At 54.0% G+C, this 11009-nt stretch carries 6 protein-coding genes and 6 pseudogenes; 10 read left to right on the forward strand and 2 right to left on the reverse strand.

What is annotated here, in order from left to right; translation table 11 throughout:
• The 4 genes and pseudogenes from AB4Y32_RS39685 to AB4Y32_RS39700 all read left to right on the forward strand — a co-directional run.
• Window positions 1–146, forward strand: a pseudogene (locus AB4Y32_RS39685) (IS256 family transposase); the annotation flags it as partial.
• Between the two features lie 156 nt (window positions 147–302).
• Window positions 303–483 (forward strand): annotated as a pseudogene (locus tag AB4Y32_RS40865) (transposase); the annotation flags it as partial.
• Between the two features lie 1034 nt (window positions 484–1517).
• Window positions 1518–2432 (forward strand): phosphoenolpyruvate mutase, encoded by a 915-nt coding sequence (gene aepX, locus AB4Y32_RS39695; protein WP_368726468.1) that lies wholly within the window; start codon window positions 1518–1520, stop codon window positions 2430–2432.
• 810 nt (window positions 2433–3242) lie between these two features.
• Window positions 3243–3392: pseudogene (locus AB4Y32_RS39700) on the forward strand (IS6 family transposase); the annotation flags it as partial.
• Window positions 3393–4347: 955 nt separating this feature from the next.
• On the opposite strand, the pseudogene AB4Y32_RS39705 reads toward AB4Y32_RS39700, so the two are convergent.
• A pseudogene (locus AB4Y32_RS39705) lies at window positions 4348–4812 on the reverse strand (IS5/IS1182 family transposase); the annotation flags it as partial.
• 153 nt (window positions 4813–4965) lie between these two features.
• Here AB4Y32_RS39705 and AB4Y32_RS39710 point away from each other — a divergent pair.
• The 3 genes from AB4Y32_RS39710 to AB4Y32_RS39720 are packed head-to-tail and all read left to right on the forward strand — an operon-like array spanning window position 4966 to window position 7527.
• A complete protein-coding gene (locus tag AB4Y32_RS39710; RefSeq protein ID WP_368726469.1) occupies window positions 4966–6141 on the forward strand; it encodes a pyridoxal phosphate-dependent aminotransferase in 1176 nt (391 codons plus the stop codon).
• A gap of 41 nt (window positions 6142–6182) precedes the next feature.
• Window positions 6183–6926, forward strand: a complete 744-nt coding sequence (locus tag AB4Y32_RS39715) for a sugar phosphate nucleotidyltransferase (RefSeq protein WP_368726470.1) — start codon at window positions 6183–6185, stop codon at window positions 6924–6926.
• Window position 6927: 1 nt separating this feature from the next.
• Window positions 6928–7527, forward strand: coding sequence for a CDP-alcohol phosphatidyltransferase family protein (locus AB4Y32_RS39720; RefSeq protein ID WP_368726471.1), 600 nt, complete (start codon window positions 6928–6930; stop codon window positions 7525–7527).
• Window positions 7528–7674: 147 nt separating this feature from the next.
• Here the strand turns inward: AB4Y32_RS39720 and AB4Y32_RS39725 are convergent.
• Window positions 7675–8749, reverse strand: a pseudogene (locus AB4Y32_RS39725) (IS5 family transposase).
• A gap of 327 nt (window positions 8750–9076) precedes the next feature.
• On the opposite strand from AB4Y32_RS39725, the gene AB4Y32_RS39730 reads away from it, so the two are divergent.
• The 3 genes and pseudogenes from AB4Y32_RS39730 to AB4Y32_RS39740 form a co-directional block, all read left to right on the forward strand.
• Window positions 9077–9847, forward strand: a complete 771-nt coding sequence (locus AB4Y32_RS39730) for an SDR family oxidoreductase (RefSeq protein ID WP_368726472.1) — start codon at window positions 9077–9079, stop codon at window positions 9845–9847.
• Between the two features lie 128 nt (window positions 9848–9975).
• The gene (locus AB4Y32_RS39735; protein WP_368726473.1) at window positions 9976–10146 is read left to right on the forward strand and encodes a hypothetical protein; all 171 of its coding nucleotides are present in this window, start codon (window positions 9976–9978) and stop codon (window positions 10144–10146) included.
• A 364-nt stretch (window positions 10147–10510) separates the two neighbouring features.
• Window positions 10511–10883, forward strand: a pseudogene (locus AB4Y32_RS39740) (IS5 family transposase); the annotation flags it as partial.
• Window positions 10884–11009: the final 126 nt, after the last annotated feature.

The raw sequence follows: 11009 nt of genomic DNA on the forward strand, positions 1-11009 counted from the left end.
TGTTCCCCGATGAGCTGATCGATCAACTGCTGGCGCAGGTACAGAACAAGGATGCCGAGTCGATTCTGGGCGAATCGGGCCTGGCCGGCCAACTGAAGAAGCAACTGGCCGAGCGCATGCTCGCTGCTGAGCTGTCTCACCACCTACTGCATGGTGAAGAAACGGATGTGTACGCGGACGCCGGATATCAGGGTATTGAAAAGCGTTGTGAGGCTGACGCGGTTCGCTGGCATGTTGCAATGCGACCGGCAAAGCGCAGGAAACTGAATCTGAGCGATTCGATGGACGCGATATACGATTAGATCGAACGCCTGAAGGCGGGTATTCGAGCCAAAGTCGAACACCCGTTTCGCATCCTCAAGCGGCAGTTCGGTTAAATGAAGACCCGCTATCGTGGTTTGATGAAGAACACCGCTCAGATCAACCACGCTGTTTGCTTTGGGCAATTTATGGATGGCGCGTGGAGCTTTGCGCAAAGCGTGAAACACAGGGCGATGAAGGCCATATGTCTGCCCGGATCGCTCCGGCGCGTAAAAACCCTGGCAATCAACTTACCAACAAAGATCTGAACGCCGAGGCTGCGCTCGATGCGAAAGGTAACGCGTCAAAACCGGGTTGTGCAGATCTTCCTTAACGTGCGCGACGTCAGCTTCCCGACAAACCGCACATATTTTGCCGCAACAACACTGGAACCGCACCGGTTCAAGTGAGACTTCCGCATCCTATTCAGCCACCCGCTTAGCCGCTTCGTCGCTGGTACAGTTGTTGCGAATGTAAGTGCATGAACTCGCTCTCGATTCCCCTGTTAAAGCCAGCCCGCCCCCCATTGACCCAATTTGAATCCATTCAGCAAAAATCTAGGCGCGTCGACCGACAGATGGACACGGGACTCGAGGCGCGCAGCATTCGGACCATGCGCGACGCTGAAGTAAAGCCAATGAAGAGACGTGCTGGTTTCCGTACCCGCGCGATAATTGGCGGCCGAGACGCTGTTCGGCCGAATGGTAGCACAGGGCGGCTACGCAATCACCATGCAGCTTTTTCGAAGGGCGCCTCCCTCGAACTCGAGGCGTGACTCGACCTTATGCGCGTTCCATACACCGACAACACCCAGTTGCTGTGCAGTGCACAGATTCAAGTGTTATTGAGATTCAGATGTGATGCGCAATTACGGCAGATGTCTTGCAGCGCTTTTCCGAAGACGTACGAACCGATTCAGCATTGCAGTTGATCTCGAGGAGAGAAAACTAATGAGCACATCTGACCAGATACGTTCACACACAAGGAACTCAATGATACTGCGTTCGTCTCGATAACGAAGACGAAGACCCTCTACTGAATGCAGTATTCTGAAGATTTTTCTCCGGTAGTGATTTTCGTTAGGTATGGTCTTTCGTTAGGTGTAGACGAGGCGACGATACTCTTCGCATCATGAAAAGTGTCAAATCGCTCATTGATAAGTAATTTTTCCGTGACTGAAAAATCGTCATTGCGGAAATATTCAAGGCGAATAAATCATGACCTATTCTGTTTCGTTTGACGCAAAATTCAGGAATACCCGCGTCGGCGCGCTGAGAAATGCGCTGGAGCGGAAGCGGTGCCTGCGTGTTATGGAAGTGACAAGTCCACTTGCTGCGCTGGTCGTCGAGACAAGCCGGGCCATCGATGAGGTGGGAGCGGAACTCGAGTACGACGGCTTTTGGTCGAGTTCCCTGACCGACTCGACCATGCGGGGAAAACCGGATATCGAAATTCTCGACATGCGAAGCCGGATCATCAATATCAATGAGATATTCGAAAGCACGTGCAAACCCCTGATTATCGACGCCGATACGGGCGGGAAATCGGAGCACTTCGCGATTAACGTAGTGATGCTCGAAAACGCGGGTGTGTCTGCGGCGATCATCGAAGATAAAACCGGTCTAAAGAAGAACTCGTTGATCGGAAATCGTGTTCCGCAAGTTCAGGAAGATCCAGACAAATTCTGTGCAAAGATCGAGTGCGCTCGCAAGGCGAGACATAGCGATGAATTCATGATAATCGCTAGGATCGAAAGTCTCGTTTTGGAGAGAGGAATGCCGAATGCGACTTCCCGGGCTCAGCAATATGTCGATGCGGGTGCCGACGGCATCATGATTCACAGCAAAAGCGCGGAACCGGACGAAATACTCGAATTTGCGTCCCTGTTTAGAGCGCGAGACGAAAATACCCCGCTTGTTTGTATCCCGACAACATACAACCGAATTAAATTTGGCGAGCTGGAGCAGGCCGGCTTCAACGTAGTAATTTACGCCAATCACTTGTTGCGAGCTGCTTATCCAGCGATGGTCAAGGTTGCGATGGACATTCTGAAGAGTGGCCGCTCATACGAGGTAGAGGGTCAGCTCTTCTCGATCGAGGAGATATTGAGCCTGATTCCAGGAACGGCATGACTATCGCAATTGCGATGAACCTCGTTGACGATATCGGGCGGGGACCAGCACGCGACCAAAAACTCTTACCGTCGGGCCTCAAACGGGCGATTTCAAGAGAGTCGTCGAGATCTTCAGCGCACTGAGCAGTTCGTATACTTGCGATCCAAACTCTCCTGTCACGCAGGCGGCCTACAGGAACAACCTACGCGGCATCGAGAAAAAGGATGCCTGAGTGGACGGTTCGGTGGTTCGCGTGATGCTATTCGAGCGCTCGCCTCTGCTGTCGCGCCAACACTCGCAAATCCGTCACGACGGACTCGCCGTGGACCCAGCCTATCGCAAAGGCGGCACCGGTGTCGCGTTACTGCGAAAAGTCCTTGCCTTCAGCCGTGCGGCAGGCGCGACTAACGTCGCTGATACCGTACCAGCGCGGTTGTCCACTTATTCAACGGACGTTCGTCGAGATTCTTATTTCGTTATGCTATGTAGCATAGGAACGTCCGCTTGGAAAAAGCGATTGGTCGTGTTGTCGAAAGGGTCACGCGGTGCCAGCTCTATAGGTGATCCTGCTGGATCTCGAAATTCTCACAAGAAGGCCGGCGACCGATTGAGAGCATATGGAAGCACTTTCAGCGCCCGAGTCTGTCCGAGCGACAGCGCATATGGCAGCTCGCGTTTCCGAAATCTGCACCACTTGATGACGATTTGGATCTCGATGTTCTCGTTCATCTCGACATGACTGGGGCGGCGATCATGAGTTCAGCGCGGACTGCGGGGTTCTGTTGCAATAACGAAGGCTGGCATGATGTGGAAACTTACCGGAACGATGTGAACGCTAATGAAAGCGCTGAGTCCGGCGGCAGCCAAGTTCTGAAGCGGTGGCACTCCTATCCGCTCGAGATAGTGTTGGCGTACGTGCGTTGGCACGTGGCCTACCCGCTGAGCTTGCGCAATCTCGAGGAAATGATGGCCGAACGCTAGATCGCGGTCGATAGCCAGTCGTGACCGCCCAGAAAACCTCCGCGGCGGGTTCAACCCCAACTGGTCAGTACCCAACGAATACCTGCTCAAATTGGGGCACATGGTGAGCGTGTGTGGCTCGCTTGAATCAACGACCGCCATCGCGAGTTCAAAACTGGCCGGCTATGACTCTGCGACCGACTATGCTGGTGCAGCAACTTCCAGCAGCGCGTAGACATCGTAATCCAATTGCTTACGTTTGAGACAAAACGCGCGTGGTATGTCGGGAATACGATCTCAGTCAGCCAGCGCGATTTCCGCAATCGCACCTTGAAGCCTCTGTCTGCGGAATTTCCGAGGGTTGGGATGGCGCGGAAGCTGCTTGAGAACGGTCCCGCGCTGGCATACTTTGGCCGATGCGTGAATCGGCAGAGTTGCTTGTACATCGAAAGCTGGTAGTGGGGGCACGAGGACGTGATCGTCGCAGGAGAACGGTAACGGCGTTGCCGTCAGGTAGTAGCGACGACGAAGGGCAGACTCCCCGACGTTTGCCGTCCCTGTCGAGAGCGCCGGGTGAACATCCATTGCGGAGCCATGGGCCATGGTAACAAAAAGCGACTATGCATCACAGCCTGGCGGACCTGCTCGTCAAGGCCCTCGGCGAAAGCCTTGCGCAGCAGGTCGTCAACGGAGAAGACTTCGCCTTTGCCCGTTGACGCTGAAATCTGGCGCATCCGTTGCCCGGCATGCTCATTCGAAAGAGCAACTGACCTACATCATGCAACGAGTGCTGGTATTTCGCGTGAGCGAAGCGCTGGAGCACAAGTTCACGATGCGGACCGGCCTTCCTGTTCCACTGGGACGAACACTGCCCAGCGTCGTAACGCTGACGCTGTCCGCGATTGAGAAAGCAGTGCCTGTTCGTCGCAAAGGTACGTCGGCACTGCTCCATCGAACGTGGTATTTGGGCTCGCTAACAAAAGTGGTCTACGAACCGCGAACAGATAACTGCCCGAGCAAGAGTGAGCAACGCGACAGGAGTATCGAGACCTCGCTCAAACCTGATACGCAGCTTGCCGAATCCGACGAGCGAGGCATGAGTTCGCTCGACAACCCGGCGATGGCGACCGGGCCTCTCGCTACTCTCGACGCCACGTCGAGCGATACGTGTCGTCATGCCGCGTCGCTGCAGCGACTCCCAGCAACGCGCATAGTCGCATACCCTGTCGGCGTGCACCTTGTCAGGTCGGCGCCGTGGACGTTCGAGTATAGCTGGCACCGGCGATATCGCATCGAGTACGGTCTCGAAGACTTTCGAGTCTTACCGGTTGGTGCCCGTCACCTCAATGGCCAGCGCAATGCCCTGACGGCCTGCCGCGATATCCCACTTGCTACCGAGTTTGCCGCGGTCGGTCGGATTCGGCCCTGTCTGTTCGCCTTTCTCTTGTCATTCAACACCAAAGGTATGCGCCTTACTTTCGGATGACAGGTGTTGTTAACGAGTCTTGGTCTCGACTGAGATCTGGTACGAAATATTCATCGCCGACCGCGAAAAAGTTTTCCCAATCAGGTCGCCAAACTGGAGATTTAGATGAATTTCTCAACTACGGCTGAGTCAATACGCGGATCCAAGAACGCTGCGCTGGATGAGATTGCGAGGAAGCGGGTTTTCGATGGAAAGCGCGTAACTGACTTTTCAAAAGGTGAACTATCTATTTCTCCGCCATCAGAATTTCTAGAGAATGCCGGAAGAGCTATACGATCTGGACTACATGGTTATACTGAAGCGATCGGCGTTCGCGCACTTCGTGAACAACTTGCCGCATATGTGAACGACAGGTATAAAATTGAAGCATCTGCGGATGAGATTGCGGTAACCGCAGGTGCCAAGCCAGCACTCTACGGAGTGATGCTGTCTATAATCAATCCGGGTGATGAAGTCGTCGTGTTGACCCCATACTGGAGTACTTTTCCAGAGCAGATCATGCTCGCACGTGGCATTCCTAAAGTTGTCCGTTGTATAGAGGCTAGTGGCGCCATAGATCTTCTGGCACTAGACGAAAGCACTACCGCATCCACGAAAGCGATCGTGATCAATTCGCCAAACAACCCGACCGGCGTGGTGTACTCCGACTCCTCAGTCAAGGAAGTCATCCGCATTGCTTCAAGACACGGAGCGTTTGTAATATTTGATCAGTCATATTATTCATTGACGTTTGAAACCGATAGAACGTCATCCTTCCGGGATCTGGTTTGTGATTATGACAGGGCGGTTATTGTCGACTCGTTCTCGAAATGTTGGGCGTTAACCGGATGGCGGATAGGTTACGTATTCGCACATCCATCCCTCATAAATCTATTGAAATCAATACAGACCCATACAAACTCGAATCCGAACAGCATCACCCAGTTTGCATTGCTATGGACTCTCGAAGGATCCGGAGTAGGCAGGTACGAGATGGATCTCGTCGCTATGCTGGCGAAGAGACGTGATCGGGTCGCAACCGCCCTAAGCACTATTTCCGGCATGTCCTTTCCTCGACCAGCAGCGGGTTTTTTTGCGTTCGCTGATAGTCGATGCACAAACCGCTCGGAATCAACGGGTCAATCGGCCGACGAACTCTGCAGGGAAATGCTGAACGAAACGGGCGTGCTGGTTGTTCCGGGAAGCGCATTTGGGACATCGTACGGGTTTCGAATTTCCTACGCAGGCGATGAACAGCAGTTGGACGAAGGGCTCAACGCAATGGTGGAATATTTCCGTTAGTACATTTCGCCGCTTTAACAACTTATCAACAAAGGTATGCAATGCGCGCTATTGTATTGGCAGCTGGTGTTGGTTCTCGGCTGCGGCCGCTCACTCAAACTCGTCCCAAAGCAATGGTCAACATGCTCGGTGACGGCCCTATCTTGCATCGCTGCATCCGATGTCTTGTTGAGGTCGGTGTAAATCGGGTAACTGTGGTGGTCGGGTACAGGGCTGATACTGTCCGAGAGGAAACAGGCGATAGTTTGTTCGGTGCCGACATCTCATATGTGTACGCTCCCGACTATAAATCCACGGGAACGGCGGATTCCTTCTATCTGGCCGCGCGAGAGCTCACCGATGGAGTGCTCTTAATTGAAGGGGATGTGTTGTTCGATTCAGACATCCCGCGGCGGCTTTTGAACCGAATTGACCAATCGGATATTGCTGCAGTTGCACCTTTCCGTCCACCGCTCAATGGGACCGCAGTGACGCTGGATAATCAGGGCCAATGGATTAAAAACGTCTATCGTGACACGCCCTCTGGCGAGCGGGACGGTTACTGGAAAACGATCAACATCTACAAATTCAGCGCTCATACTATGCGGAAATTGTGCGAACTGTGGGAGAGAGCACGCTTAGACAATCCCGCGGCGTATTTTGAGGACATGTTGAAGGCATTCATTGACGGCGGACAAAAAGTGATAGCACGAGACTGTGGAGACTGCCGATGGTTCGAGGTCGATGATTTCGGAGACCTTACTACAGCCCGTCATATATTCGGTTGTCAGTCGCCTGGAGGATAAGATGCTTAAGTACCTTGTCGACGTTCCCAATGCTATCACTGCCATAGGCCTGGTTCTAGCCATCGGTGCGATGCATCTCACCGTGAACGGTCATCCCGACGTCGCGATTGGAGTCCTTATTTGGGCAGTGATGTTAGACCATCTTGATGGATTGGTAGCAAGGAGAATGAAGAATCGACCTCGAGAATATGCGCTCGTCGGTGGCGACATGGACTCAGCGACTGATATGGTTAGCGCTGCGATTGTTCCCGGTCTGCTTGCCATGCAGTTGGCTCACGGATCCATCCTCTCGCTGGTCTCTTCGGTTTTAATAGCACTGGCGGCTTGCCTAAGGGTCGGATATTTCAATAATTTCGGGCTGGTGGAAACAGGCCGCTTCTACGGTGTACCAATGACATACACGGCTCCTATCACTGGTCTGTTTTTTGTCATTGCAAAATTTTGGACAAGCTTCTCGATCGCCGCAGTTCTGCCATGGGAATTGATAGTGATGGCGGCACTTCATGTGAGCCCATATGGGCCGCCGCCGCTACGAGGAGCAGGACTCCTGTTGGTCTTCTTATATGCCTCCGTTATTAGCATGATCCTGATCCTTTTATGAGCAGAAAATGACGATTCGATTTCATTCTCACTCGACCTGTGCTATCCCATTTGCAAGAGCTGTCGCGACGAACTGCTCCTACCGGTCTGACGCCAAGCGTCCTTGATTCAGGTGCAGCCAATGTCGCGTTCTCTCCTGCTTGCACTTTCATGCCATCCTGCTGACAAGCGTTCGCGTGCGCGGCAGGTTGTAGGCCGCGTGAGTCAGCAGGAGGAGATGGTCGACTCGCGTAAGCCCTCGATACGTTGCCTGCCGAATCCTGCCGACGGTCTTGCTCCCGCCGAAGACCTGCTCAATGCATTTGCGCTTGCGCTGACTGATGGCGTAGCCGGGCCAGCGCGCCGTACGGCCGTCAATGGCCGAACCACCCGCGCGGCCATCGTTTTGCGCAACATGCGAGGTGACGCCATGTGCGCGGCACGTCGCCCCGAAGCCGGCCGTGTCGTAGTTCCTGTGAGCACCGACCGTGACAGGCATACCGGCAAACTGCGCCGCATCCGCGAGCATATCAGCCGCTGTGTCACGCTCGGCCGTGCCATTGGCCTGCGTTATCTGTGCGTTAACCACGAGACCATGCCGGTTGTTATTCAGCACGTGGCCTATGTAGCAGAGCATTGCGTCCGTGCCACGACTCTTGCGGAACAGCCGAGCCTGACTGTCCGTAGTGGATTCATGCGTACCATTCCTGCGCTTCTCGCCATGCCAGTTCTCGTGAGGGTCTGCAACTCCATCAGGTCGCATATCGTCGTCCCACGTCTTGCGCACAAAGCTCTTGTGTCCCGCCCGCGCCTGAATGAGCGTGCCGCCCACGCCGAAACGTTCGGCCGACAGGTAGCCACGCACGCGTCCCGTCTCGACCGCCTCGTTGAACAGGCTGACAATGACGTCGTGAGCCAACAGGCGGTCCCGGTTCTTTCTGAAGGTAGTGTGGTCCCACACCACATCGTCCATCGCCGATCTGACGAGCCAGCGAAACAGTATGTTGCAGGGGATTTGCTCCATCAGCATGCGTTCACTGCGAATCGAATACAGCACCCGCAGCAGCAGCGCCCGAATCAGTTTCTCCGGCTCAATGCTCGGGCGACCGCCTTTCGCGTTGATCTCGTACATACGCGAGAAGAGTGCGTCCATGCGAGTGAGTACGTCGCTCAGCCAAGGCCGAATGGGTCGCAACGGGCGATTGGCCGGAACGAAGGTCATCGAGCCTCGACATTGTGAACATTGACTCTGTATAGCCGCCCAAAGCGATTGGGCTGGACTGAGCTGGCTGCGGTTTGTATGGCAATCTGTCTTGGTTGTTTCAGTTGACGGTTCTCGATCCCTTTGATTCTGACAGGAGGCCAAGTAGTACGTGGATAATCAAGCACTTCCGGTAGTCTGGTTAATCAATCCGGTTTTCCTCGCTTGATGAAAAAGCGAAAAAAAAGTGATTGAAAATCGTGTCATTGGATATGGTATACGGTGGTCCGTTTATCACATTCACGCCAAGATTGCCACCAAAGTTTGACATAGGCAGAAAATGCGTAAAACAGATCGATATGGAGATGCAATGGAACTTGAGCTGAAAGGTAAGCGTGCGCTGGTGACGTGCGCAGGATCCGGGCTGGGAGCGGCGTGTGCCGCTCAACTTGCGGCTGAAGGGGCTACAGTTGTCGCCTTGAGCCGGAGCGTACCGACCTCGCGGCCTCAATATGAGGGTGAGGTCGAAGGAGGAACGGTGACGCATCTGGCCTGCGACATAACTGACCCGTCGCGGATACGCAATGTAATGAGGGACGTCGGCAATGTCGACATCGTTATTTTCGTTCCCGTCCGTGAGAGACAGGATTCGCTCACCGGAATCGGGGCGGACGAGTATCACATGACACTCATGCGCAATTTCTTTCCATTTCTCGAGTTGGTCCAATCGAACTTGCCGGGAATGATCGAACGAAAATTTGGGCGCGTTGTGTCTTTGCTCGGTTCATCAACAATGGCACCATTATGGGATCATTCCTTGGCGAATGTGGGGCGATCGGCTATAGCAGTGCTTGGGAGCGGCGCTGCACGAGAATTCTCGGTATACAACGTAACGTTCAACAACATAATACTGGGCATCTTCGACACCCCTGGTCTGAGGAACCTGTGGAAGGCTCGCGCAGAAGAACAGGGAATTTCTTTCGACGACTACAAAGGCGGTCGATTGGTTACGATCCCAGCGAGAACGATAGGAAATGTCAACCAGTGCGCATATTTGGTGACGCTATTGGCAAGCCCGATGATGAGTTATATGACTGGTCAGTCCATTCGCATTGACGGCGGGCAACACCTGTGCGTTTGAATTGCCCACAAGACTGATTTTTCGCGAAAATCTCGGACCGGCAGTGTGGCCGCAGCGGAGCGACGGCGCGTCTCGGTGCTGCTCGAGCGCCCCCCCCCCCGAAGTGCGCCGCGCAGCAGCTCGATGTGATGCTCGAAGCCGATGACTCGATGTGTAAGGTGACGCTCCTCAAGCGCGAACCGAAAGACTTCAACTACAAGGAACTGCAACAGAAATCTGAGCGCCAGGCGCAGGCAAGAAGGCAAGGAGAACACGAAGCGATGCCGGCAACGGCGAACTGTCGCTCAGAAATCGGGTAGACGGAGTGTACCCAAGGAAAATCAAGAATCACGATTACCGCGCGCATGGAGCCATCGCTGCCTGCAACTCATTCAGTCACCACTTTGACCGTCTTGCTTGCGTTTTGATCCAGAAACAGTGCTCCACCAGGCGTCCTGGTAGAAAGAAAGCAGTATGACAAAAAATGGTTTGGCGCCCGGCTCCAACTCCTTATCTGTCGCGTTAGCAAGTTGCGGAAATACTGTTCGTACTGGTACCGCTGTCACAATATCCAGGGCTCCTACGCGTTGAAGACCTTAGCCGTAGGTTCTCGAAACAGTGTGATCTTGCCGATGCGCCCTAGGGCCTGTTCACACTAATCGTACTTGATCGTATATTTCGGTGATGGAAATCACCGACGCCCAATATCAGCGGATTGAGCATTGCCTGCCGCGACAGCGCGGCAATGTCAGCCTGACAAACCTGCAGGTGCTGAATGCGATTCTTTATGTGGCCGAGCATGGCTGCAAATGGCGCGGACTGCCCAAGCGCTTTGGCCGATGGCACACGATCTACACGCGAATGAATCGCTGGTCCCGCAACGGCGTGCTGGATCGTGTGTTCACTGAACTGCAGCGCGAGCAGATCGTTCGCATCAGGATCGAGGCGGTCTCGCTGGATAGCACGATAGTAAAGGTTCATCCTGATGGCACCGGTGCATTAAAAAAACGGACCTCAAGCAATCGGAAAATCCCGAGGTGGATGGACCACCAAGATGGCTATTTCAAAAATGGAGTGGGTAATGCGGCTCACGAGGCATGTGGATTGAAGGCCGAGAAATCGAGCTTGCCTGCAATCAGGAACAGCACGGTTCGCATGGTTTTGAAGCTAGCGTATCCGCGCG

It is taken from the genome of Paraburkholderia phymatum (assembly GCF_040965635.1).
In the GTDB taxonomy this organism is placed as follows: domain Bacteria; phylum Pseudomonadota; class Gammaproteobacteria; order Burkholderiales; family Burkholderiaceae; genus Paraburkholderia; species Paraburkholderia phymatum_B.

Bases quoted from the DNA above. Each gene is read 5' to 3' on its own strand.
- AB4Y32_RS39720 (WP_368726471.1), top strand. From the start codon at position 6,928: ATGCTTAAGTACCTTGTCGACGTTCCCAATGCTATCACTGCCATAGGC.
- aepX (WP_368726468.1), top strand. From the start codon at position 1,518: ATGACCTATTCTGTTTCGTTTGACGCAAAATTCAGGAATACCCGCGTC.
- AB4Y32_RS39710 (WP_368726469.1), top strand. From the start codon at position 4,966: ATGAATTTCTCAACTACGGCTGAGTCAATACGCGGATCCAAGAACGCT.
- AB4Y32_RS39735 (WP_368726473.1), top strand. From the start codon at position 9,976: ATGCTCGAAGCCGATGACTCGATGTGTAAGGTGACGCTCCTCAAGCGC.
- AB4Y32_RS39730 (WP_368726472.1), top strand. From the start codon at position 9,077: ATGGAACTTGAGCTGAAAGGTAAGCGTGCGCTGGTGACGTGCGCAGGA.
- AB4Y32_RS39715 (WP_368726470.1), top strand. From the start codon at position 6,183: ATGCGCGCTATTGTATTGGCAGCTGGTGTTGGTTCTCGGCTGCGGCCG.